The sequence below is a fragment of the Neorhizobium phenanthreniclasticum genome, from assembly GCF_040066075.1.
Taxonomy (GTDB): domain Bacteria; phylum Pseudomonadota; class Alphaproteobacteria; order Rhizobiales; family Rhizobiaceae; genus Neorhizobium; species Neorhizobium petrolearium.
Map to the genome: position 1 here is coordinate 1 of NZ_JBEAAL010000051.1, position 23,281 is coordinate 23,281.

Below are 23,281 nucleotides of genomic sequence, written 5' to 3' on the forward strand. Positions count from 1 at the left end.
ATAGGGCTCGGTGTCGCCGAACTGGAAGAGGATGAAGTTCAACAGGCCCTGGCGCTGCAGGATCCATTTCCAGATCAGCCCGACGACGACGGGCGATAACAGGACGGGGAAGAAGAAGACGGCACGCCAGAAGGAGCGGGCAGCAAGATCGCGATTGAGGATCAGCGCCGTGATGAGCGCCGTCAGGATCATCAGAGCGACCTGCAGGATCACGAACCAGAACGTGTTGCCGACGGCCGTCCAGAAGGCATCCTCCTGACAGGACATCGGGTCGAGATAGTCGGCGCAGGTGAAGAGGCGCGCGTACTGATCGGCGCCGACGAAATTGCGCTCGGCGAGGAAGAAGGCAGTGCCGCCGGTCATCGAATAGACGAAGTTGATGACGAGCGGCAGCAGCACGAAGATGCCGAAGATCAGCATGTTCGGCGCCAGGAAGAAAGCCGCCATGCCGCCGATGCCGGTCGATTTCTGCAGACCGCGCAAAGGTACCTCGATGAGGCGCATGACGAAGTTGACGGGCGTCATGAGGAGAGCGGAGAGGCGGGAAGGTGAAGAAGCTGTGCTCATTGGATCGAACTCCTTCCCGGGGCTTGATTCCAGTTTCTACCTGACAGGATCGGTGTGTGTGGAAAAGGGACGGCGCGGCCGGCCGATCTCCCCCCTCGAGGGGGAGATGCCGGGCAGGGCAGAGGGAGGTATCGTTTCGACACTTCGCTTACCGTCGATTCTGCTGCGCGGGAGCCACCCCCCTCTGTCATCTTCGATGACATCTCCCCCTCAAGGGGGGAGATCAGAGGGAGCTTGCCGGGCCGCTTCGTACCTTCAACCACAACCGTCCTTCCCATGAAGAGAAGGCCGAGATGCCCCGCGGTGCGGGCGGAGCAATTTGGCCGGCCTGTCATCACTGACCAGCGTCCTTGACCTTCTGGGCGATATCGGCGTCGATGCGCGTGAAGGCGTCGTCGAGCTTCAGTTCGCCGGCGAGCGTCTGGCCGATGCGGGTGACGACGGCGGCATAGACCGTGTCGGACCAGCGCCAGCCGGGCAGTTTCAGAGCGGTTTCCGACGTCGTCTTGGTCGCTTCGACAAACTTGGTCAAAGCAGCCTTGGCTTGGGCATTGTCGGTCTTGAAGTCGAGACCGCCCTTGTCCACCACGCCCTTGTGGCCGGGCAGGAAGAGGGTGCGCTCGGAGAATTCCTTGACGATGTCTTCTCGGGCAAACCAGTCCATGACGGTCGCGACGTCTTTCGGGTTCTTGGTGTATTTGACCGCGACGAGGGCCGCGCCGCCGGGCATGCCGGTGCAGGCTGCCGAACCGCAGGGGCTGCCGACCGCGACCCAATCGAAGTTGTTGCCGATCTTGGTCGCGAGGTTCGCTACCTGCCAGGAACCGGAATAATAGAAGGCGAGCTGACCGTTGATGAAATCGTCGGCAGCAGCGCGATAGGTGGAGCCGGCGGCCGAGACCCAGACGTCCTTGGCGAACGTGCCTTCGCCTGTCCAGTTGACGAACTTGGTGAGGAAATCCCTGGCGCCCTGATCCAGCGGGGCGGGCTTGCCGTCCGTGCCGATGTAGTTCGCGCCGTAGGAGAGCATCGGGGCGGTGATGCGGTGGCCGGAGCGGTCGATCGCCATGGCGAACGGGATCTGCTGGCTCTCCTTGACTTTCTTGGCCGCAGCGGCCCAGTCATCCCAGGTGGCTTTCGGCCCCGGAATTTCGACGCCGGCCTGTTCGAACAGCGTCTTGTTGGCGAAGCCGCCGGTCAGCGTGATCTGCGTCATGAAGCCGGAGATCTGGTTGGAGCCGTCGGGACGCATCCAGTCCGCCTGGGCGCCGAAATTGTCGTCCCAATACTTGGCATCCTTGACCAGCGGGCGCAGGTCGAGCCAATGCCTGGAGAGGTCCTTGATCGCGGTGACGCGAGCGATATCCGGGCCGTTGCCGGCTTCGAGCTGGACGGGGAGCTGTTCCTTGATGACGCTGTAGGCGACGTTATCGAGGATGACGTTGATGCCCGGATTTTCCTTCATGAAGCGGCCGACGAGGTCCTTCATGACCTCGCCTTCGACGCCGTCCGAATACCACATAATGCGCACGTCGCCGGCGAAGGCCGCCGTCGTGCTCATGAGGGCAAGCGCTGCGCCTGCCAGGATGGATTTCATTTTCATGTTCATTTCCTCCTCTTTATGGACGGGGCCTCCTCCCGTCCTTGCTTTTTAAACCTGCATGCGCCGATGAGGCGGGACCAGCATTTTCGCCTCGCCCTTCACGGTATAATCGGCGCGCGTGATCACGCGGCCTTCCGCTTCTATCGCGCCGTCGGCCTTGAAGCGGACGGTACCATATTCGGGGTCTTCAACAAGGAATGCGCCGCCGGCTTCCTGCCTTGCGGCAAGGCCGCCGAAGCGGCTTTCGACGGAGGCCAGATCGCCGGCCTCGCAGACGCGGACGATCCAGCGGGTTTTCCGGCCGTATTGCCGCAGTTCCGCGCCGGCCGACGGGCCTTCGGTGACGGGGACGAGGTCGGAGCCGGCGCTGAGAAGAACGGCGCCATTGCCGGAGCGGGCGAGCGCCAGGCTGCCGGATACGCGGGTTTCGTCGAATTCCGCCTTCGGGAACCAGGCATGGGTGAAATCCGGCTGTTCCTCGTAGGTGGTGAATTCGAGGATCGCGAGGCCGCGATATTGCTGGACGCGCGGGATGGTGCCGCAGCCGCCCCAATAGGACGGGCGGCCGTATCCGAACTGGATGGTTTCGCCCGGATGGTTGATCCAGATCGCCGCTTCCGGCTTTTCGCCGAGGCGCAGATGCAGGACGGTTTCCTGGTAGCCCCATTCGTCCCAGCGGTAATGGACGGTGGAGCCCATGGCGAAGTGTTCGCTCTTATAATGATAAAGCGCGGCGAAGGAGTTCTCGCCCTGGGCGAAGCGCCATTCCTGATGTCTTGCGTCGCGATGATCGGCGATGGCCGCAAAGGCGGCGGGGATTTCGAGACCATGGTCGCGCAGGCACACCGCCATCTGCGGCAGGCAATGGACGCGGCGGCCGTAAAAACCCTTGCCCCAGAGCAGGCGGGCGACGGCGGAAAGCTCCAGCGAGCGGCCGGCGCAGAGCGTGTGTTCATAGGAGCGCCCTTGCGCCGCCGTGACCATGCCGTGATGGGCAGAGCGCGCGATGATTTCGCAGAGGCGGACGATGCCGGCCTTGGCGCGGTCGGCGATATCCCTGTCCGGCGAGAGAGCGGCAAGCGCCGTCAGGCCCTTGAGGTCGATCGGGAAATAGGGGGCGGAGTTGAACTCCGCCATTTCCCACTTTTCGAAATGGTCGAGCCAGGCGCGGACGCGCTCGGCGCCGACCTTCGCCTGCTCCGAGCCTCTACGGCCGGAACGGACGAAGGTGGCTTCCGGGAGGAGATTGCCGGCGAGATAAGCCGACGTATGGAAGAGAAGTGCGTGGTTTTCCGAAAAATACCACTGAACGTCGTTGCCCGGCTCGTCCATCCAGTAGCGGTAATTGAGGATGGCGCCGTCGATGCGGGCACGGGTCTTCTCGTTGATATCCTTGCCCCATACGGTGCGCGACCAGATAAGCGGCACGAGCGAGAAATCGGCGCAGTCGTGGCAATCCTCGATCGTTGGCAGGATTTCCTCGATCATCGCATCCGTGTCGGCGCCGGCGCGGCCGCTGGCGAGACGGGCGAAGGCGCGGACGGTATCGCGCTCGGAATATTCGGAGACTTCATCCAGCGTTTCGGCGATGCGATCAGACAGGGAGGCGGGGGCCTCACCCTGGCGGGCGGCATGGCAGATTTCGACGCCGACCGAGCGGGAAGCGATGAAGCCGCCGGCATTCAACGTCACACGCAGGTGGCGGAAATCGGCAGGCGCCTTCTCGGATGCGCCGATGTTGAGGCTTTTGGCACCGGCCGGCAGCGTGAAATCGAAATCGAAGCGCTCGCGCGACATGAAGTCGCCTTCGATCGCGACGTTGACTTCGACCTCGATCGGCAGCGGCTCGGCGAAGAGAACGGTGATATCGCCGCCGAAATAATGCTGGCGGTCGAGATGCATGCCGTCGAGCGCCGTTTCGAGGCTTTCGGCGACGTGGCCCACGACCGGGACGGGGATGGCGACATTGACGGTCGGTCCGGAGAGATAGTCGAACTGGTAGAAATAGCGCGCATCGCGCTCGGCGAGATCGTCGAAGAAGAGGACGATTTCATTGAGGCCCGCGGTCAGCGGAAGGTCGAATTCCTGCTTGGCTTCGAGGTTACGGCTATAGGGCGCCATCCAGCCGATCTCGGTGCCATTCAGCCAGAGGACTGCGCCGCCGCAGGTGCCGAGGCGGATTTTTGCAGTGCCGGCGGCCTCGGCTTCGATATAGGTGCGGGTAAAGGTGGCGAGCCGCGTCGGGCGGAACCAGAAGCCGGAAAGATCGAGACGCGGCGAACCGAAGGGCAGCCACCAGCGGGCGGCCTCGAACTCGCCGCGCACGTCGGGCCTTTTTCCCCGATAGGTCTCGGCAAAGATGGTGCGGCAGGGATATTCGTGCGGGATGAAGTTCTTCACCTTGGTCAGGAAGAAGAACGGGTCCATTTCGCCTTTCATCGGCGCGTCCGGCACGTCGAACCGTTCCTGCGCCGTGCGGCCGAGCTGCCAGTACCGGACCGCTTCGCCCGGCTTCAAGGTCTTCCGCATCCAGTTTGCTTCAGGGTTCATGTCAGGTCCGCACTTATTTCAGTTCGCTGAGGGCCACGGGGGCCACGTCGTTATATTCCTGGTTTTCGCCGGTCATGCCCCAGACGAAGGCGTATTGCGCCGTGCCAGCGCCCATATGGATCGACCAGGCTGGCGAGAGCACGGCGTCGAGGTTCTTCACGACGAGATGGCGCGTCTCTTCCGGGCGGCCCATCAAGTGGATGACCCGCTCTTCGTCGGGCAGGTCGAAATAGCAATAGGCTTCCATGCGGCGCTCATGCAGGTGCGGCGGCATGGTGTTCCAGATGCTGCCTTCGGCGAGATCGGTGATGCCAAGCAGAAGCAGGCAGGATGGCGCCACTTCCGGATGGATGTACATCCGAAGATTCCGCAGGTTGGCACGCCTGGCCTCGCCGAACGTGAGCGGCTTCGATTCCGCCCGCTTGATGAGGCGATGCGGGATATCGGCGCCGGCCGGCACGGAATTCATGTAGAAGCGGGCGGGCTTTTCAGCAGATGCGCTGGCGGCCGAGATTTCCTGCGCGCCGCGGCCGACATAAAGCACGTCGCGGTTTTCCAGCGTAAAGCTCTTACCGTCGACGGTGATGGTTCCGGCGCCGCCGAGGTTGGCGATGCCCATCTCGCGGGCGGAAAGCAGGAAGGGGGTGCCGATCTCCTCGCCCGAGCCGAAAGTCAGCGTGGTGGAAACCGGGACGGCTCCGCCGAGGATCAGGCGATCGACATGGGTATAGGTGAAGCTCACCCTGTCGGCCTGGAACAGGTCTTCCATCAGGAACTCGGCGCGCAGCCTGGCCGTGTCATAGGTCTTGATGTCGTCGGGGCCTGCCCCGTAAAGCACTTTCATCGTCATGCCGTTTTTTCTCCCGCGTCCACGTGCCGAAGCGCTTCGGACAGGCAGAGAATGGAAAGCGCCTGTCCGTAGCCGGTCGGCTGGATCGGAATGTCCCGATAGAATTGCAGGTCGTGGCCCATGCGCGTGCCGTAGGAGACATTCAGCACGGTGCCGGTGTCATCGATATTGGCGAGCACTGCCTCGACGGCCTTGAGGCCGGCGGCGCGCCATTCGTGCGTGCCGAGGCCGAGGCGATAACCCTTCAGCAGGCCGTAACCGAAGCCGGCGGTGGCGGAGATCTCCTCGTAGGAGGAGGGATCGTCGATGAGGGTGCGCCAGGCGCCAGAGGCGGTCTGCAGCGGCAGCAGCGCGTTCACCTGTGCCACCAGCACGCCAAGGAGGTAGTCCTTCACCGGGTTCGGCATTTCCGCGAGGTCGAAGAGATCCAGCATGCCGGCGGTGATCCAGGCATTGCCGCGGGCCCAGCGGGCCTCGGCGAAATTGTGCCGGCCCCGGAACGTCCAGCCGTGGAACCAGAGCCCGGTCTTCTTGTCGGCGAGATAGCGGGTGTGGACGAGGAACTGCCTCGCGGCTTCGTCGACCAGTTCGGTGCGGCCGCTCGCCTGGCCGTAGGAGGCGAGGAAGAGGGCGACCATATAAAGCGTGTCGTCCCAGAGTTCGCCGTCGTTGACCTTGTCGGAAACGTGGTGCTCGAAGGCGCCTTCCTCGGTGCGGCCCATTCCGGCCATGACGTGGGTCGCCCAGGCATCGAGAACCGGCTGCCAGCGCGGATCACGCGTCTCCCGCCAGAGCACGGACAAGCCCAGCATAGGAGCGGTGGTGTTGACGTTGAGCGAGGGGAGGCCGGCTTCTATGCGGGCCGCATACCAATTTTCGATGAGGGCCTTCAAATCGTCGCGGCCGGTGAACAGCCAGAGGCGGATCAGGCCATAGAGGCCGACGCCCTGCGGCCATTCCCAGCTATCGAAGGAGATATAGTCGCCGGCGGTGCCGTCGAGATTGGGTTCGTGGAAGCGGCCATCGTGGCGAAGGCCGGTCATACCGGCCACCAGGCGGTCAAGCTTTTCACGGATATCCCGGGCTGAAAGGCCCATTATGCAACTCCTCCCTTCGCTGCAGCCATGTGGGCGCAGCATTGTCGATCCGTCTCTCCCGAACGGTAGCCTCATGAAAACATCTGAAAATTGATTGCGCAATATGAAAATTTTTTGCAGTCTGGTGTCCAATTTACGGGGAGGATGGCATGGCAACCTCAATCACTCCGGGCAAACGCGGCAAGAAGAGCCGTCGGGTTCGGCTGGAAGACATCGCGGAAAAGGTCGGTGTTTCGCTGAGCACCGTCTCGCGGGCGCTCGCCGGCGAGAAGGGGGTGCGCGCCGATATCCGCCAGCGCATCCTGGAGGCGGCGAAGGACATCAACTACACCGTGCCGACACCCGTTGCCGGCAAGAAGGTGGTGCTCGCCGCTTCGAGTGCCGCCATGATCGACTACGTGCGCAACCAGTTCACGCTCTACGTGCTCGAAGGCTTGAGGGACCGGGCGCAGGCGCTCGGGCTCGAAATCGTCACGCGCGCCGTCGCCGACGAGGCGGAAGAGAAGCTCGTGCTGGAAGAGGCGCGCGCCGACCCGGATGTGGCAGGGCTTTTGTTCCTGACCGTCGACGACGAAGGCATGCTGGCCGCCACCCGCGGTTTTGGCAAGCCGGTTGTCCTCATCAACGGCGACGATCCCTACATGCGGCTTTCGAGCGTGACGCCCTGCAATCGCTCGGCGGCGCGGCTTGCGGCGGATTATCTGATCCGGCTCGGCCATCAGCGCATCCTCTTCCTCATGCGTCCCGGGCGAAGCACCATCGACCGGCGGCGCGAAGGATGGCAGGACGCGTTTCTCCACCATGGCCTGCCGTGTCCGGCCGATCTGGTCCTGCCGGTGGACGACTGGCTGCCGGAGCTGGCGGCCCAGGCGATCGGCGAGAGGTTGCGCAGGAAGGGTCTCGATTTCACGGCGGTACTGGCAGCAGGTGACAGTCTAGCCGTCGGCGCGATGATGGGCGTGCAGCAGATGGGCCACACCGTTCCGGGAGATGTCTCCGTCATGGGCATGGACGACCTGCCGCAGGCGGCCTTCCTCAATCCGCCGCTGACGACGATGCATATCCCGATGCGCGAGCTCGGCGCGGTGGCGCTCGACCTGCTCCGCGACGCCATGTCCGGCTTCGCCACGCCGACGCGGCGGATAGAACTCGCCTGCCATATTGCCGAACGGCAATCTACAGGACCCGCGAGGAAGCCTTAACGCCAGCCAACGGGACATTCATGCGCCGTTCAGAGGTGTACTGGAACAATGGGCGCGTCTCGAACATTGATAAGCCGCAAAGCAATCGCACGGCAGATCGATAATGTCAGTTCGGACAACTACGGTTTCTCAGGAGGAAGCCCCCGTGAAGAAGATTCTGATGTCCGTTGCGGCCTTTTGCGCTCTGTTCGTGGCGCCGTCGCTGGCGGAAGCGGCCGTGCGTGGTTTCGCGACGGCCAATGTCAATATGCGGTCGGGGCCGAGCACCGGCTATCCCGCTGTTACCGTCATCCCGGTCGGCACGCCCGTCACCATCAACGGCTGCATGAACAGCGTCAACTGGTGCGACGTCTCGTTCTATGGCGGACGCGGCTGGGTGTCGGGCAATTATGTGCAGGCCAGCTACCGATCCGACCGGGTCTATGTCGGGCCGCAATATTATCGCCCGCTCGGCATTCCGATCATCACCTTCGACATCAACACCTATTGGGGCCGCTATTATCGCGACCGCGACTTCTACCGCGACCGCGACCGCTGGCGTCGCTATACGTGGGAGCCGAGCCGCAATCCGCCTCCGCCCCCGCCGCCGCGTTGGGAACGCGACCGCGACCGTTGGGATCCGCCTTCGCCGCCAAGGCCGCCCCGCTGGGAGCGGGAAAGGAGCGATATCCGTCCGCCCAGTTGGGATCGCGACAGAGCGCGCGAAGAGTGGCGCGATAGGGACCGCGATCGCGATAGAGAACGGGCCCGTATTGAACGCGAGCAGGAACGAAACCGCGAGCAGGTCGAGCGAGTGCGGGAAAGAGAGAGCGAGCGTGTTTCGCGTGATGGCGACAGACAACGCTTTGAGCGCGACTCCAGCCGCGATCGTGACAGACGAGAGCGTTCCAACAGCAAGTGCGACCAATCCGGTATCGGCTGCCAATTGAGGCCTTGACGATCCGTCATTCTATCAAAACCGCGTGACCGATGGCCGCGCGGTTTTCATTTGCGGGCGGCCGTTCCGACTGACGGCCATATATATCCTGCCCATTGCGCCTTTCCCCCCTTTTCGATAATAGACCGCCCAACTTGACAATCCTGTCATGGAAGGCGGGATTTAACGTGGTTCGAAAGCAGACGCCCTGGCGCTCGAAGGCCCGGGTGAGACAGTGGTTTTGGTCGTATGGCTCGCATCGTCATGAAGTTCGGCGGCACCTCCGTCGCCAATCTCGAACGCATTCACAACGTCGCGCGCCATGTGAAACGGGAGGTCGAGGCCGGCCACGAGGTGGCGGTCGTCGTCTCGGCCATGTCCGGCAAGACAAACGAGCTGGTCGGCTGGGTGCAGGACGCGCCGAAAGTGACCGGCGCCAACTCGCCCTTCTACGACGCCCGCGAATATGACGCGGTTGTCGCCTCCGGCGAGCAGGTGACGTCCGGACTGCTGGCGATCGCGCTGCAGTCCATGGGCATCAACGCCCGCTCCTGGCAGGGCTGGCAGATCCCGATCCGCACCGACAATGCCCATGGCGCGGCGCGCATCCTGGAGATCGACGGTTCCGAGATCATCAAGCGGATGGGCGAGGGGCAGGTCGCCGTCGTCGCCGGTTTCCAGGGACTCGGGCCTGACAACCGGATCGCCACGCTCGGCCGCGGCGGTTCCGACACGAGCGCGGTTGCGATCGCGGCCGCCGTCAAGGCCGACCGCTGCGACATCTATACGGATGTTGACGGCGTCTACACGACGGACCCGCGCATCGAGCCGAAGGCGCGCCGCATGAAGAAGGTCTCCTTCGAGGAAATGCTGGAAATGGCCTCCCTCGGCTCGAAGGTCCTGCAGGTGCGTTCGGTCGAGCTCGCCATGGTGTTCAAGGTCCGCACCTTCGTGCGCTCCAGTTTCGAGGATCCCGATGCGCCGGGCATGGGCGACCTTCTGAACCCGCCCGGCACTTTGATTTGCGACGAGGAAGAAATCGTGGAACAGGAAGTCGTCACCGGCATCGCCTATGCCAAGGATGAAGCGCAGATTTCGCTCCGGCGGCTCGCCGACCGGCCGGGTGTCTCGGCCGCGATCTTCGGTCCGCTCGCCGAAGCGCATATCAATGTCGACATGATCGTGCAGAACACGTCGGAAGACGGTTCCAAGACGGACATGACCTTCACGGTACCTTCCGGAGACGTGCAGAAGGCGCTGAAGGTGCTCGATGAAAACAAGGCAACGATCGGCTTCGACGTCGCCCAGAGCGAATCAGGTCTCGCCAAGGTGTCGGTCATCGGCATCGGCATGCGCAGTCATGCGGGCGTGGCCGCGCTCGCTTTCAAGGCACTTGCCGAAAAAGGCATCAACATCAAGGCCATTACGACCTCCGAAATCAAGATTTCCATCCTGATCGACGGTGCTTATTCCGAACTCGCAGTTCGGACTTTGCATTCCGCCTACGGTCTCGATAAGAGTTGATGGTGAGCCGGTTCGGCGCGCCGGCCAGAGTTCGGCGCGCCGTCTTCCGGATTTAATGACTGGGTTCGGGAGCACTGATGCCGATGAGAGACCTGTCGGCGGGTCCGCGCGTTCTTCTGAAGCGGCTGCGCGAATTGATGGCGGAGCCGCTCGATCCACAGGAGCGCCTTGACCGCATCGTCCGGCAGATCGCCAGCAACATGGTCGCCGAGGTCTGCTCGGTCTATGTGCTCCGCTCCGACGGCGTGCTCGAACTCTACGCGACCGAAGGCCTGAAGAAGGAGGCCGTCCACCTTTCGCAATTGAAGATGGGCCAGGGCCTGGTCGGCACCATCGCCGCCTCCGCCCAACCGCTCAACCTCTCCGATGCCCAGTCGCATCCCGCCTTCCGATATCTGCCGGAAACGGGCGAGGAGATCTACCATTCCTTCCTCGGCGTGCCGATCCTGCGCGCCGGTCGCACTTTGGGCGTTCTCGTCGTCCAGAACAAGGCAAGCCGAAACTATCGCGAAGACGAAGTCGAAGCGATGGAAACCACCGCCATGGTGATTGCCGAGATGATCGCGACGGGAGAACTGAAAAAGATCACCCGACCGGGGCTCGAACTCGACCTCACCCGCGCCGTGACGATCGAAGCCGACGGCTACAACGAAGGCATCGGGCTTGGCCACGTGGTGCTGCATGAGCCGCGCATCGTCGTGACCAACCTCTTGAACGAGGACGCGGACAAGGAAATCCAGCGCTTGGCCGAGGCGCTCGGTTCGCTGCGCATCTCGATCGACGACATGCTGTCGCGCCGTGAAGTGTCGCAGGAGGGCGAGCATCGCGAGGTGCTCGAAACCTATCGCATGTTCGCCCATGACCAGGGCTGGGTCCGCCGCATGGAAGAGGCGATCCACAACGGACTGACGGCGGAAGCGGCCGTCGAGAAGGTGCAGAGCGATACCAAGGCGCGGATGATGCGCCTCACCGATCCCTATCTGCGCGAGCGGATGCACGATTTCGACGATCTCGCCAACCGGTTGCTCAGGCAACTGACTGGCTTTTCCGGTCGTCTCACCGAAGAAGGCTTTCCGGTCGACGCGATCATCCTGGCGCGGGCCATGGGGGCGGCGGAGCTTCTGGACTACCCGCGCGAGCGGATGCGCGGCCTCGTGCTCGAAGACGGGGCGGTCACAAGCCATGTGGTGATCGTGGCGCGCGCCATGGGCATTCCGGTCGTGGGGCAGGCGGCGGGCGTCGTGGCGCTTGCCGAAAACGGTGATCCGATCATCATCGACGGTGACGACGGCCAGATTCATCTCAGGCCGATGTCGGACCTGCAGAAGGCGTACGAGGAAAAGGTACGGCTGAGAGCCCGCCGGCAGGAGCAGTTCCGGGCGCTGCGGTCGGTCGAACCGTTCACAAAGGACGGCAAGCGCATCAGTCTGCAGATGAATGCCGGCCTGATGGTCGATCTGCCGCAGCTGGCGGAATCGGGGGCGGACGGCATCGGCCTCTTCCGCACCGAGCTGCAGTTCATGATCGCTTCCACCATGCCGAAGCTGGAAGAGCAGGAAAACTTCTATCGCAACGTGATGCGGCAGGCTGGCGGGCGTCCCGTTACCTTCCGCACGCTCGATATCGGCGGCGACAAGGTCGTTTCCTATTTTCGCAGCCATGAAGAGGAAAACCCGGCGCTCGGCTGGCGGGCGATCCGCCTTGCCCTGGACCGGCCCGGGCTTTTGCGCACCCAGCTTCGTGCGCTCCTCAGGGCTTCCACCGGCGGCGAGCTCAGGATGATGGTGCCGATGGTGACCGAAGTCTCGGAGCTTCATGCGGTGCGCGACCTGCTGCAGAAGGAAGTGCAGCACCTTTCGAAATTCGGCTATAGCCTGCCGCGAAAGCTGCAGTTCGGCGCCATGCTCGAAGTGCCGGCGCTGATGTGGCAGCTCGACGAACTGATGGCGGAAGTGGATTTCGTTTCGGTCGGATCGAACGACCTCTTTCAGTTCGCGATGGCGGCCGACCGCGGCAATGCAAGGGTTTCCGATCGGTTCGATCTGCTTGGAAAGCCGTTCTTGCGCATCCTTCGCGATATTGCGCGGGCCGGTGAGCGCAACCAGACGTCTGTGACGCTGTGTGGCGAAATGGCGGGCAAGCCGCTTTCGGCCATGGCACTGGTCGGGCTCGGTTACCGTTCTGTCTCGATGGCGGCGACCTCGATCGGTCCTGTCAAGGCCATGCTTCTGGCACTCGACGCAGATCAGTTGGCGGCCGAGCTGAACGCTGCGCTCGATGACACCAGATCGTCGGAGCCTATCCGCGAACTGCTTGTCCGGTTCGCCGAGGCTCACAATATTCCGGTTTGAAATGGTTTCATGGGCGGCCTTCCCCGTCACCTGAAAAATCCAGCACTTAGCTTTCAGCTAAGATGCTGATTTTTCTACCTCTCCCACCAAGGGAGAGGTAGGGCGCCGAGTTTGCGGCATCGGTATCTCTCCCCTCATGGGAGAGAAAGCGATTTCAACATCTTAGCTTTAGCTAAGTGTTAGAAATCGCAAGTGAGGGGAAACGACATGGAAACCGGCTTTCACTTTTGGTGTTGATGCTCTAGCAAGCAGAATGAAAAAATGGAGTTCAAAGGGTGGCGAAGCTTCCTGTTGAAAAGATGCGCGAACTGGAGCGCCGTTTCGGCGAGATCGAGGCGCGCATGTCGGAAGGTCCGGCTGCCGATGTCTATGTGAAGCTGGCGTCGGAATATTCCGAACTGCAGCCGGTCGTGCGCAAGATCCGCGAATATGAAAAGACGGTCGCGGAAGTTGCCGATCTTCGAACCATGCTGGCCGACAAGGCGACGGACCGGGAGATGCGCGAGCTGGCGGAAGCGGAGCTGCCGGAGGCCGAAGAGCGGATCGAGGCGCTTGAAAAGGACATGCAGATCCTGCTCCTGCCAAAGGATGCGGCGGACGAGAAGAGCGCCATTCTGGAAATCCGTGCCGGCACCGGCGGCAACGAGGCGGCGCTTTTCGCCGGCGACCTCTTCCGCATGTACGAGCGCTATGCCAGTACGCATGGCTGGAAGGTGGAGGTGCTTTCGGCAAGTGAAGGCGAGGCCGGCGGCTACAAGGAAATCATCGCGACGATCACCGGCCGCGGCGTGTTTTCCAAGCTGAAGTTCGAATCCGGCGTGCACCGGGTGCAGCGTGTGCCCGACACCGAGGCAAGCGGCCGCATCCACACGTCCGCGGCGACGGTGGCGGTTCTGCCGGAGGCGGAGGATATCGATGTCGAAATCCGTCCGGAAGATATCCGTATCGACACGATGCGCTCTTCGGGCGCCGGCGGCCAGCACGTCAACACAACGGATTCGGCGGTGCGCATCACGCATCTGCCGACGGGCATCGTCGTCACCAGCTCGGAAAAATCGCAGCACCAGAACCGCGCCAAGGCGATGCAGGTACTGCGTTCCCGGCTTTATGACATGGAGCGGCAAAAGGCCGACAGCGAACGCTCCGCCGACCGCAAGAGCCAGGTGGGGTCCGGCGACCGTTCGGAGCGTATCCGCACCTATAATTTTCCGCAGGGCCGGGTGACGGACCACCGCATCAACCTGACGCTCTACAAGCTCGACCGGATGATGGAGGGCGAGATCGACGAGGTGGTCGATGCGCTGATCGCCGATTACCAGGCCGGCCAGCTCGCACAGATCGGGGAACAACAGGGATGACGACGCTGTCCGCGGCGGTCACGGAGGCGAGAAACCGGTTTTCGGAAGCCGGCCTGCCGGATGCGGCGATCGAGGCAAGGCTTCTCATCGGCGGCCTGCTCAAGCTCACGAGCACAGAAGTCTTCACCGGCGGCGACCGGGTGCTGACGGAGGATGAACTCGCCCGGATATCAAATGCTGTCGAACGGCGCTTGAAACGGGAGCCCGTGCATCGCATATTAGGTTCACGGGAATTCCACGGGGTGGATCTGCTGATTTCGAAAGAAACGCTGGAGCCACGCCCGGACACCGAAATCCTGGTGGATTCGGTGCTTCCCTATCTGAGGCAGATTGTCGCAGCCAAGGGCGCGGCACGCCTCCTGGATCTCGGCACCGGCACAGGCGCGATCATTCTGGCGTTGTTGAAGGAAAGTCCGGAGACGCAAGGAATCGGCAGCGATATTTCGGAAGATGCGTTGAAAACAGCGGCTGAAAACGCAGCGCGACTGGGATTGTCGGAGAGATTTGAGGCAATCCGAAGCGACTGGTTCGAGAACATTTCCGGGCGTTTCGACATAATCGTGTCAAATCCGCCCTATATACGGAGTGATGTTATCCCCGTACTGGAACCGGAAGTAAGGGATTTCGATCCTTCGGCGGCGTTGGACGGAGGGCCGGACGGGCTCGCTGCCTATCGCGCGATCGCCGCGGATGCTGGGAATTTTCTCGAAAAGGACGGCGTTATCGGCGTCGAAATCGGGTTCGATCAGAAGGAAACCGTGGCCGCGATTTTTCGCTCGGCCGGCTTCAAGCTGGCGCAGGCAAAATGTGACTACGGTGACAATGATCGTGTTCTCGTATTCACCGTGAAAGAGGCCTGATTTGCATAGTGAAGAAAAGGCTTGGATTTCCGAAGGAAGCGGGATAGCTTGCGAGCTACGCACTGGGACGGCTGGGAATGAACAGCGATTCGTTCGGGTTATAGGTCAACCCTTGATCCTGCTCTTTTCGAAGAGTTGCGAAGGTTGAGCAATTCCCGGTGCGTGATTCAGTTAATTTAACTTTCACAAGCGGCAGGACGCTTTGTTCGCCCTGTGCGCGGCACGCGAAGTCTTGTTCCGGCATGGTCCGGTATGGCCGCGTGGCCCCTTATCAGCGAAGACAGAGAATTGGTGAACGATAGATGAGGCCAGGACAGCAGAACAAACGCGGTCGAGGGCGCGGCAGTAACAATGGCGGCGGCAACTTCAACCGTAACAAGGGCGGCAATCCTCTCAGCAGGAGCTATGACAGTTCCGGCCCGGACGTGAAAATCCGCGGCACCGCCCAGCATATCGCTGAGAAATATTCAGCGCTTGCCCGCGATGCGCAGAGCGCCGGCGACCGGGTCATGGCCGAGAACTACCTGCAGCACGCAGAACATTATAACCGCATCATAGCCGCCGCTCAGGCGCAGATGCAGGATCGCTTTCATCGCGACGATCGCGGCGATCAGGACCGTGACGGCAGCATGCTGGATCAGGATGATCTGGAAGCCGGCGATACGGATGAACTCGGTTTCGGCCAGCAGCCGGTCGTCGACGAAGCTCCGGCACCGCAGCAACAGCAGCCGCGCCGCGAACAGCGCGACCAGGCCCAGGACCAGCAGCCGCGCGAGAACCGGCGCGACCGCGACCAGCGCCGCGATCGCCGGCAGGATCGGCAGGAACGCCGGGAGCAGCAGCCCGCCGTGGCCGAGCAGCAGCCGACCGTCGTTGACGGTTCCGGTCCGCAACCCGTCATCGAAGGCACTCCAGCGGAAGTCGTGGTCGAACAGGCCGAACAGGTAGATGCCGCAGCCCCGGCGGAACGGGCTCCGCGCCGCCGGGCAGCGAGCCGTCCGCGTCGCCAGCCGCGCAAGAGCGCCGAGGATGGTGAAACCGCCAACGACGACACCCAGCCGGCACTTGCAGAAGCTGCCGGCGAGTAAGCTTCGGCTGCAGAATTGCGCATTATCGAAAAACTCCGGCCGCAAGCCGGAGTTTTTTGCGTTTTGGAGGGCTCAGTCAGGCGAGGGGACGGAGTGCTTGCCATGTTCAGCGGCCAGGTTCACCGCCGGCCGAAGTGGCTATCGTACGTCCTATGAAGCGCCCGGCCGCCACGAAACCACCGAGAGGGACGAGAGGCAGAGGGCTACGAACACGATCAACGCATTGACCGCATGGGAATACTCCCACTGCTGCCTCAGCACCTGCCAATTTTCCGGCGCTGTTGTCCAGTTCTCGGTCGCCTGATTGGCCGGCAATGTCCAAAGAAGGAAAATTGCCAGCATGGCCACGAAACAAAGTGCGGCAAGTAGCGCAAACCAGAATGGCCGCTGCTGCGAGCGGACCATGAAGGCCAGCACTCCATTTGCAATCATGGCAGCCGGCCAAAGCGTTCCGAGAAACGCCCACCCGTAGTAGATGCCCTGGATGGAAAAATATTCGGCTTGAGCCAGCGCGATCTTGTTCGGCAAGGCGGCCAAATGCGCGCCCGACGGAATAAGTGCCAGTGCGGAAATGATAATCGCGAGAAACTGGACGATCCTGATCGCCATCGATCTTCCCTCCTTCTGGCCAGAAGTCCACGCTATTCAGGGGCGGTCCGTTCCCACAGGGGTGAGACTGCGAAGGGAAACTTCCACCCGAGAAACGGGCTAAAGGTTGCGATGCCCTTGCCGTGTCTCAAGATAGTGCCAAACTCCGGCTGCAACAGCGCCGACCGCGATGCATATTGCGATTCCAATGCCGGTGTTTCCGCCGATTTGACCGAACGCCGCTCCGAGCACCGTACCGCCAAGTATTCCCCACACGAGCTTGCTCGCCATCAATGCCTCCTTCTGCTGCTCTGGATCAATGGCAGGAATGCCGGATCGTTCCGAGGTGGCTTTCCATTTCGGCCCGGACCTGCCGCCGGCCATTCCAGGCGTGCCTTCAGGCTGGATCAAAAGCTCCCGGCAGGTCCTTTAAATCCGCAAAATCGCTTACCATATCTCAATCCGAAGCCGGTTGCCGCCGGCCGGGCTTGCCTTTGAGGGAGCTCAATCTCAATCATCGGCTTGTGCCTTAAAGTAGGGCAGGTCGATCACTGGAGGTCAGAGAATGAACATCGAAAAATATTCCGAGCGAGTCCGCGGCTTCCTGCAGTCGGCGCAGACGCAGGCGCTTGCTGCCGGTAATCAGCAGTTCGCGCCCGAGCACGTGCTGAAGGTCCTGCTCGACGATGACCAGGGCATGGCGTCTTCGCTCATCGAGCGCGCCGGCGGCAGCGCCAAGGAAGCCCGCATCGCCAATGATGCCGCGCTTGCAAAGCTTCCGAAAGTTTCCGGCGGCGGCGGTGAAATCTATCTTTCCCAGCCCCTTGCCAAGGTTTTTGCAACGGCCGAAGACGCCGCCAAGAAAGCCGGCGACAGTTTCGTCACCGTCGAACGCCTGCTGCTCGCGCTTGCCATCGAGAGCTCGGCTTCGACGTCCGCGACCTTGAAGAAGGCAGGCGTTACCGCGCAGGGTCTCAACCAGGTCATCAATGATATCCGCAAGGGCCGCACAGCCGATAGCGCCAATGCGGAACAGGGCTTCGAGGCGCTGAAGAAATATGCGCGCGATCTCACCGCGGAGGCCCGCGACGGCAAGCTCGATCCGGTGATCGGCCGCGACGACGAGATCCGCCGCACGATCCAGGTCCTTTCCCGCCGCACCAAGAATAATCCTGTGCTGATCGGCGAGCCCGGCGTCGGCAAGACGGCGATCGCGGAAGGCCTTGCGCTCAGGATCGTCAACGGCGACGTTCCCGAGAGCCTCAAGGACAAGAAGCTGATGGCGCTCGACATGGGCGCGCTCATCGCCGGCGCGAAATATCGCGGCGAATTCGAGGAACGCCTGAAGAGCGTGCTGAACGAAGTCCAATCGGAAAACGGCGAGATCATCCTGTTCATCGACGAGATGCACACGCTGGTCGGCGCCGGCAAGTCCGAAGGCGCGATGGATGCCTCCAACCTTTTGAAGCCGGCACTTGCCCGCGGTGAGCTGCATTGCGTCGGGGCGACCACGCTCGACGAATACCGCAAGCATGTGGAAAAGGACGCCGCACTTGCCCGCCGCTTCCAGCCGGTCATGGTCGACGAGCCGACGGTCGAGGACACGATCTCGATCCTGCGTGGTCTCAAGGAGAAATACGAACAGCATCACAAGGTCCGCATCTCGGATTCGGCCCTGGTGGCGGCTGCGACGCTTTCCAACCGCTACATTACCGACAGATTCCTGCCGGACAAGGCGATCGACCTGATGGACGAAGCCGCTTCGCGACTTCGCATGCAGGTGGATTCGAAGCCCGAAGAGCTCGACGAACTCGATCGGCGCATCATGCAGCTGAAGATCGAGCGCGAGGCTCTGAAGAAGGAAACCGACAGCGCTTCGGCCGACCGGTTGTCGCGTCTCGAAAGCGAAGTCACCTCGCTCGAGGAGCAGGCGGATGCGCTGACGGCCCGCTGGCAGGCGGAAAAGCAGAAGCTCGGTCTTGCTGCCGACCTCAAGAAGCAGCTCGACGAGGCCCGCAACGAACTGGCGACTGCCCAGCGCAAGGGTGAATACCAGCGCGCGGGCGAGCTGACCTATGGCGTGATCCCCGATCTGGAAAAGCGTCTCGTGGACGCCGAAGCCAAGGACGGCTCGACCAATGCCATGGTGCAGGAAGTCGTCACCCCGGATGCAATCGCCCATGTGGTTTCCCGCTGGACGGGCATTCCGGTCGACAAGATGCTGGAAGGCGAGCGCGAGAAGCTGCTCAGGATGGAAGACGAACTGGCGAAGTCCGTCGTCGGCCAGGGCGATGCCGTGCAGGCGGTCTCGCGTGCGGTTCGCCGTTCGCGCGCCGGCCTGCAGGACCCGAACCGGCCGATCGGCTCGTTCATCTTCCTGGGCCCAACCGGTGTCGGTAAGACAGAGCTGACGAAGTCACTCGCCCGCTTCCTGTTCGACGACGAGACGGCGATGATCCGCATGGACATGTCGGAATACATGGAGAAGCACTCGGTCGCCCGGCTGATCGGTGCGCCTCCCGGTTATGTCGGCTATGACGAAGGGGGCGCGCTGACGGAGGCTGTCCGCCGCAAACCCTATCAGGTGGTGCTGTTCGACGAGATCGAGAAGGCGCATCCGGACGTGTTCAACGTCCTCCTGCAGGTGCTTGACGACGGGCGTCTGACGGACGGGCAGGGCCGCACGGTCGACTTCAAGAACACGATCATCATCATGACCTCGAACCTCGGCGCGGAATACCTTACCAATCTGCGCGAGGGCGAGGATGTGGACAGCGTCCGCGACCAGGTGATGGATGTGGTCAAGGCCTCGTTCCGTCCGGAATTCCTGAACCGCGTCGACGAGATCATCCTGTTCCATCGCCTGGCCCGCAGCGAGATGGGGGCGATCGTCGACATCCAGATGAAGCGGCTTGTCGCGCTTCTGGCGGAACGCAAGATCACGATCGAGCTCGGCGAGGATGCCCGCGAATGGCTGGCCGACAAGGGTTATGATCCTGTGTATGGCGCCCGGCCGCTGAAGCGGGTGATCCAGAAATACGTGCAGGATCCGCTCGCCGAGCAGATCCTGGGCGGCTCAGTCCCGGACGGCTCGACCGTCGCGGTCAGCTCCGGATCCGACCGGCTGCTCTTCCGCGTCAAGCGGGAAGTCAGCGAGGCGGCGTAACCGCTTTCCCAAGGCCGCTCTTCGGGGCGGCCTTTTTCATTTGGGGATAGGGGGATGCGACATGTCCGAGCCGCTTTTTCCATCGAAAATCAAACCGGGCGACAAGATCAGGTTCGTATCGCCGGCAAGTACGCCGGATCGCGACCTCATCCTGAAGCGGGCAGAGCGCCTGAGGGGCATGGGCTTCGATGTCGATTTCGGCACCTATGCCTTTGCCGAGCACGGTCTTTATGCCGGCACGCATGAGCAGCGTCTATCCGACCTCAATCAGGCCCTGTCCGATCCGCAGGTAAGGGCGGTTTTTGCGACACGTGGCGGCCGTGGCTCATACAGAATAGCAGGCAGTCTCGATTTCGATGCGGTCCGGCGCGACCCGAAACCCCTTCTGGGGTTCAGCGATATCACGGCCATCCACATGATGCTGATGCGGCGCTGCGGTCTCATCGGTCTGCATGGCACGCTTTATGGCGATGACGGCGGGCAGGGTCCCTCCAATACCGATATCCTGATGCGCTTCCTGATGGAGGCAGGCACGATCGTTTTCACGGCCCGCGACGATGAAGTCAGCGCGAAGACGACGACGTCAGGCCGGGCGCAGGGTCGGTTGATCGGTGGCAATCTCGAGACATTGGCGACGATGATCGGCTGGGGACTTCCTTCGTTCGACGGCGCGATCCTGCTGATCGAAGCCGTGGATTGCATGCCCGGGCTTACGGATCGTATGTTGACCCTGCTGATGAAATCGGGAGCCCTGGACGGAATCGCGGGCATAGCCGCCGGGCAATTCACGCTGTCGAACCGCGAGAAGGGCGAGGCGATCATCGCCATCATCGACGAACATATCCGCGCGCTCGGCATTCCCGTATTAGGGGGGCTTCCGTTCGGTCACGGTAAAGGAGCGCTGACCACTCCTATCGGCGGCATGGCGGTCCTGGACGCTGATGCCCGCACGCTTACTGTCGATTATTGAGCGAACTCACCGGCTGGCGAGTTCATCGGATGGCTGGATGTCGAGCAATGCGTCGATGCGCTTGCGCTCTTCCTCGAAACGGGCGAGTGCCTTGTCCTTAAGCGAACTGCCGCCCGGTAGCCGCACCTTCATCGGGTCGACCTTCGTGCCGTTGACGATCAGCTCATAGTGAAGGTGGGAACCGGTGGACTGGCCGGTCGAGCCGACATAACCGATCACCTGGCCCTGCGTTATCTTTGCGCCTTCGCGAACTCCCGAAGCGATCGCGCTCTGGTGATTGTAGGAGGATTCGTAACCGTTGGCATGGCGGATGATCGTCTGGTTGCCGTATCCGCCGGAATCCCAGCCGGCCTTTTCGACGACGCCGTTGCCGGTCGCGATGATCGGGGTGCCGCGCGGCGCGGCCCAGTCGGTGCCGGTATGCATAAGGGCTCGCCCAAGGATCGGGTGGCCGCGCATGCCGAAGCCCGACGTCATGCGGCCGTTCGGGACCGGGTTGCGCAGCAGGAACTGCCGGATGCTCTTGCCGTTTTCGTCAAAATAGTCGATCGAGCCGTCGTCGGCATTCTGAAAACGATAGAAGCGGGTCGTCGTGTCGCCGAAGTGAGCGCTCACATAGAGCAATTCGGAATTCTTGTCCGCCTGGCCCTTTTCATCTGTGACGGAGAAGAACGCTTCGATGTTGTCCGACGGCTTCAACTGGGCCTGGAGGTCGGCATTGCTTGCGAGCAGTTTCACAAGCAGCCCCGTCATTTCCTTGCTCATGCCGTAAGAGAGAGCGGCACGATAGATACCGTCATAGACGCGCGGCAGTTCGCGGCTGGTGGCGATCTGTGGCGGCTGTTCGCTGAAGGCGGAGGCGACGGCATCCAGCATCGGCGGCTCCTCGCCGGCGACGAAACGGCCATGATCGTCGATGGCAACCGTAACCTGATGCTTACTGCGACGGTAAACGCTCGCGCGGACGACCAGAACCATGTCGCCTTCCTGGATCACGCCGATGCGCAGCACATCGCCAGGGCCAAGATCTGCTTCTCCGGTCTGTGACTGAAGGTAACCGGAAATCTCCCGCGCCTTGCCCTCCGGATAGCCGACTTCCATCATGGCCTGGGCGACGGTCTCCGCCTTGCGGATCGGGATGATGTCATCGGCATATTCGCGCGTGTGCGAGGTGATCGGCTCCGGCGCCGAAACCGAGATATTCTCTTCGACGATGCGCGCCGAGAGACCGGCGGTGATGTCGAGGTCGCTGTTGTCGTCCTTGGATGAGAAGCGCTGAGGATCGACGTAGTAGAGAGCCGAAAGCTGGCTATCGCCGTCTGTCAGTACCGAACCGTTGGAACGGACGTTCTCCTCCACTTCCTCCAGCGTCATCGCCGGCGCGTAGGCATAGGTGCTGCCGCTGCTAGGGAAAGGGATCGTCTGCAGGCTGACTTCCGACTCCACGTTGGAACCGTAGATGGTGCCGGCACGTGCGGCCGGCGGCGGCAGCGCCTCGCTGGACGAAAAAATCGTCAGCGGGTCGAAGGCCGGATAATCCTCCTGCGCCACGTGATTTGCGGCAAGGTTCATCTTCACATACGCAAAAGGCCTGCGGCGGACGACTTCCTTGCTGCCTTCATTGACGACGGTGGAAACCTCCATGATCTTCCGGTCCGTCGGCATGGCGACGATGTTGCCGCCGAGCAGGCGCTTGCCGCGCGACGCGGTGTCGGAATCATCGTTCGGGACGGAGGCGGAAGCTTCGGCCGGAATGGCGAGCTGCTGGCGTCCATCCAACGCCGCAAACAGCGCGACACCCATCAGGATCGAGGACGTGATGCCGGTCAGAAAGGTGCCGGAAAGCCAACGGAGGGAAATCTCACGGCGATCGGGAGCGCGACGGCCGTCGGCGAGGATCGGCGGTTCGTTGCCGAGCGAGCGGATCGTGCTGCGGGCCGTCATCATGCCAGTCTAAGCCAGTTCCCCTGATACTCGTTGTAACCGCGGACAGGGTTCAATCTGCCCGTGGAACCTTGGGCCAAACATGTGCCCGTTTCAGCCTGGAGAGTCAAATCGGCCTGGTTGCAAACGCGTGCAACCTTGAATTCGCCCTTCGAATCCCCATCTAAGCTTTGCTAACCATGAGATTGTGAATTTGTCGGGGCAGTTTTGGGGCACGGTGCCGAAGCCCGGTGTTTTCCGGCCTCGAAACGGGTCCCGAGGTCGCCAGGGAAGCTGGCTTTCCGAGGAAATGCGGAAATTATCGTTGTAAATCAAATGCATGTCGTTTTTCTTGGAAATTCCAGAATTGATGTGTTGACTTCATCTTGGGTGAGCTTCTATAAGCCGTGTCACTGACGAGGGCGGCGGCGCTGCTGGCGACGAAGTTCTTTGTTCTGGAGAAATCCTTAAGCATTGGCGACTGCTGATTGTGGGCCGGGTTACGGTTTGGCTCTTGGGGGTTTGACGTTTTGGCCTTTAGGTGAGGCTTTTGCGTCGGTTATTTGACAATTGAAGAATGGAAGAAAGAGAAACGTGGTCGGCGGCGTCTCGCGGATGGATCGAAGGGTCTGTCCAGATGAAGACAAAGTGACGGTCACGTTTTGATA

At 62.0% G+C, this 23,281-nt stretch carries 17 protein-coding genes; 9 read left to right on the forward strand and 8 right to left on the reverse strand.

The window, feature by feature from the left end; genetic code table 11:
* The 5 genes from ABK249_RS32625 to bglB all read right to left on the reverse strand — a co-directional run.
* On the reverse strand, positions 1–567 hold a 567-nt coding region (locus tag ABK249_RS32625; RefSeq protein ID WP_348864852.1), incomplete at its 3' end, for a carbohydrate ABC transporter permease.
* Positions 568–901: 334 nt separating this feature from the next.
* The gene (locus ABK249_RS32630) at positions 902–2,170 is read right to left on the reverse strand and encodes an ABC transporter substrate-binding protein (RefSeq protein ID WP_227704231.1); all 1,269 of its coding nucleotides are present in this window, start codon (positions 2,168–2,170) and stop codon (positions 902–904) included.
* 48 nt (positions 2,171–2,218) lie between these two features.
* Positions 2,219–4,720: a hypothetical protein gene (locus ABK249_RS32635; RefSeq protein ID WP_348864854.1), complete on the reverse strand. Its 2,502-nt coding sequence runs from the start codon at positions 4,718–4,720 to the stop codon at positions 2,219–2,221.
* A 13-nt stretch (positions 4,721–4,733) separates the two neighbouring features.
* The gene (gene kduI / locus ABK249_RS32640; RefSeq protein ID WP_081952982.1) at positions 4,734–5,570 is read right to left on the reverse strand and encodes a 5-dehydro-4-deoxy-D-glucuronate isomerase; all 837 of its coding nucleotides are present in this window, start codon (positions 5,568–5,570) and stop codon (positions 4,734–4,736) included.
* On the reverse strand, positions 5,567–6,667 hold the full coding sequence (gene bglB, locus ABK249_RS32645) for a beta-galactosidase BglB (protein WP_037157174.1): 1,101 nt from the start codon (positions 6,665–6,667) through the stop codon (positions 5,567–5,569). The genes kduI and bglB overlap by 4 nt, the downstream gene beginning before the upstream one ends.
* A gap of 149 nt (positions 6,668–6,816) precedes the next feature.
* On the opposite strand from bglB, the gene ABK249_RS32650 reads away from it, so the two are divergent.
* From ABK249_RS32650 to ABK249_RS32680, 7 genes are all read left to right on the forward strand, one after another.
* On the forward strand, positions 6,817–7,869 hold the full coding sequence (locus ABK249_RS32650; RefSeq protein ID WP_037157175.1) for a LacI family DNA-binding transcriptional regulator: 1,053 nt from the start codon (positions 6,817–6,819) through the stop codon (positions 7,867–7,869).
* A gap of 145 nt (positions 7,870–8,014) precedes the next feature.
* Complete coding sequence (locus ABK249_RS32655; RefSeq protein WP_052183104.1) at positions 8,015–8,806, forward strand: SH3 domain-containing protein; 792 nt, start codon at positions 8,015–8,017, stop codon at positions 8,804–8,806.
* A 228-nt stretch (positions 8,807–9,034) separates the two neighbouring features.
* Positions 9,035–10,309 (forward strand): aspartate kinase, encoded by a 1,275-nt coding sequence (locus ABK249_RS32660; protein WP_037157177.1) that lies wholly within the window; start codon positions 9,035–9,037, stop codon positions 10,307–10,309.
* A gap of 83 nt (positions 10,310–10,392) precedes the next feature.
* Positions 10,393–12,660 carry a phosphoenolpyruvate--protein phosphotransferase gene (gene ptsP, locus ABK249_RS32665; protein WP_037157364.1) on the forward strand — a complete coding sequence of 756 codons (2,268 nt, stop codon included), beginning with the start codon at positions 10,393–10,395 and terminating at the stop codon, positions 12,658–12,660.
* Positions 12,661–12,935: 275 nt separating this feature from the next.
* A complete protein-coding gene (gene prfA, locus ABK249_RS32670; protein ID WP_037157179.1) occupies positions 12,936–14,018 on the forward strand; it encodes a peptide chain release factor 1 in 1,083 nt (360 codons plus the stop codon).
* Positions 14,015–14,878: a peptide chain release factor N(5)-glutamine methyltransferase gene (gene prmC, locus ABK249_RS32675; protein ID WP_227704229.1), complete on the forward strand. Its 864-nt coding sequence runs from the start codon at positions 14,015–14,017 to the stop codon at positions 14,876–14,878. Before prfA ends, prmC begins: the two co-directional genes overlap by 4 nt.
* Before the next feature lie 302 nt (positions 14,879–15,180).
* Complete coding sequence (locus ABK249_RS32680; protein ID WP_081952984.1) at positions 15,181–15,966, forward strand: DUF4167 domain-containing protein; 786 nt, start codon at positions 15,181–15,183, stop codon at positions 15,964–15,966.
* Between the two features lie 150 nt (positions 15,967–16,116).
* Here the strand turns inward: ABK249_RS32680 and ABK249_RS32685 are convergent, their stop codons facing one another.
* Together ABK249_RS32685 and ABK249_RS32690 are read right to left on the reverse strand one after the other, a co-directional pair.
* On the reverse strand, positions 16,117–16,575 hold the full coding sequence (locus ABK249_RS32685; RefSeq protein WP_037157184.1) for a DUF1772 domain-containing protein: 459 nt from the start codon (positions 16,573–16,575) through the stop codon (positions 16,117–16,119).
* 99 nt (positions 16,576–16,674) lie between these two features.
* The gene (locus ABK249_RS32690; protein WP_161784801.1) at positions 16,675–16,845 is read right to left on the reverse strand and encodes a hypothetical protein; all 171 of its coding nucleotides are present in this window, start codon (positions 16,843–16,845) and stop codon (positions 16,675–16,677) included.
* A 274-nt stretch (positions 16,846–17,119) separates the two neighbouring features.
* Between ABK249_RS32690 and clpB the strand changes: the two genes are divergently transcribed.
* Both clpB and ABK249_RS32700 read left to right on the forward strand, forming a co-directional pair.
* Positions 17,120–19,720, forward strand: coding sequence for an ATP-dependent chaperone ClpB (gene clpB / locus ABK249_RS32695; protein ID WP_037157188.1), 2,601 nt, complete (start codon positions 17,120–17,122; stop codon positions 19,718–19,720).
* Between the two features lie 61 nt (positions 19,721–19,781).
* Complete coding sequence (locus ABK249_RS32700) at positions 19,782–20,690, forward strand: S66 peptidase family protein (RefSeq protein WP_037157190.1); 909 nt, start codon at positions 19,782–19,784, stop codon at positions 20,688–20,690.
* 6 nt (positions 20,691–20,696) lie between these two features.
* Here the strand turns inward: ABK249_RS32700 and ABK249_RS32705 are convergent, their stop codons facing one another.
* The gene (locus ABK249_RS32705) at positions 20,697–22,637 is read right to left on the reverse strand and encodes a M23 family metallopeptidase (RefSeq protein WP_037157193.1); all 1,941 of its coding nucleotides are present in this window, start codon (positions 22,635–22,637) and stop codon (positions 20,697–20,699) included.
* Positions 22,638–23,281: the final 644 nt, after the last annotated feature.

Excerpts from the sequence above, each read along its gene's own strand:
- kduI (WP_081952982.1), bottom strand. The coding sequence starts at position 5,570 with ATGACGATGAAAGTGCTTTACGGGGCAGGCCCCGACGACATCAAGACC.
- ABK249_RS32705 (WP_037157193.1), bottom strand. The coding sequence starts at position 22,637 with ATGATGACGGCCCGCAGCACGATCCGCTCGCTCGGCAACGAACCGCCG.
- ABK249_RS32635 (WP_348864854.1), bottom strand. The coding sequence starts at position 4,720 with ATGAACCCTGAAGCAAACTGGATGCGGAAGACCTTGAAGCCGGGCGAA.
- clpB (WP_037157188.1), top strand. The coding sequence starts at position 17,120 with ATGAACATCGAAAAATATTCCGAGCGAGTCCGCGGCTTCCTGCAGTCG.
- bglB (WP_037157174.1), bottom strand. The coding sequence starts at position 6,667 with ATGGGCCTTTCAGCCCGGGATATCCGTGAAAAGCTTGACCGCCTGGTG.
- ABK249_RS32660 (WP_037157177.1), top strand. The coding sequence starts at position 9,035 with ATGGCTCGCATCGTCATGAAGTTCGGCGGCACCTCCGTCGCCAATCTC.
- ABK249_RS32700 (WP_037157190.1), top strand. The coding sequence starts at position 19,782 with ATGTCCGAGCCGCTTTTTCCATCGAAAATCAAACCGGGCGACAAGATC.
- ABK249_RS32690 (WP_161784801.1), bottom strand. The coding sequence starts at position 16,845 with ATGGCGAGCAAGCTCGTGTGGGGAATACTTGGCGGTACGGTGCTCGGA.
- prmC (WP_227704229.1), top strand. The coding sequence starts at position 14,015 with ATGACGACGCTGTCCGCGGCGGTCACGGAGGCGAGAAACCGGTTTTCG.
- ptsP (WP_037157364.1), top strand. The coding sequence starts at position 10,393 with ATGAGAGACCTGTCGGCGGGTCCGCGCGTTCTTCTGAAGCGGCTGCGC.
- ABK249_RS32630 (WP_227704231.1), bottom strand. The coding sequence starts at position 2,170 with ATGAAAATGAAATCCATCCTGGCAGGCGCAGCGCTTGCCCTCATGAGC.
- ABK249_RS32680 (WP_081952984.1), top strand. The coding sequence starts at position 15,181 with ATGAGGCCAGGACAGCAGAACAAACGCGGTCGAGGGCGCGGCAGTAAC.
- ABK249_RS32650 (WP_037157175.1), top strand. The coding sequence starts at position 6,817 with ATGGCAACCTCAATCACTCCGGGCAAACGCGGCAAGAAGAGCCGTCGG.
- ABK249_RS32685 (WP_037157184.1), bottom strand. The coding sequence starts at position 16,575 with ATGGCGATCAGGATCGTCCAGTTTCTCGCGATTATCATTTCCGCACTG.